1 protein-coding gene is annotated in these 494 nt (G+C 39.3%); it reads left to right on the forward strand.

Annotation, left to right across the window (positions count from 1 at the left end; all coding sequences use genetic code 11):
- Nucleotides 1–494: helicase-related protein (locus tag E3E37_RS10920; protein ID WP_256366123.1), on the forward strand; the 494-nt coding region annotated here is incomplete at both ends.

Below are 494 nucleotides of genomic sequence, written 5' to 3' on the forward strand. Positions count from 1 at the left end.
GAATGAGAAGCTTAAAGAATCCTTGGCAAAGGGTGTTGCATTCCACCATGCGGGTTTGGGAAGGACAGAACGTTCGATCATAGAGGATATGTTTAGAGAAGGGCTTATTAAAGCAATAACAGCAACTCCAACATTAAGTGCTGGACTTAATCTTCCTGCTTTCCGTGTTATTATCCGAGATACCAAGCGTTATTCAAATTTTGGGTGGACTGATATCCCCGTTCTTGAGATCCAACAGATGATGGGAAGAGCGGGAAGACCAAAATATGACAGAGAAGGCCAGGCAATTATAGTGGCAAAAACAGAAAAGCCAGAAAACATCATGAAAAGATATATTATGGGCAAGCCAGAAAAACTCTTTTCAATGCTCTCAAACGAAGCATCTTTCAGAAGCCAAATTCTAGCACTGATAACCAATTTCGGAGTTGGAAACTTTAAAGAATTAATTAACTTTCTCGAAAGAACTTTCTATTATCATCAGCGAAAGAATCTAG

Origin of the sequence: Thermococcus sp. ES12 (genome assembly GCF_012027515.1) — an archaeon.
GTDB lineage: Archaea > Methanobacteriota_B > Thermococci > Thermococcales > Thermococcaceae > Thermococcus > Thermococcus barossii.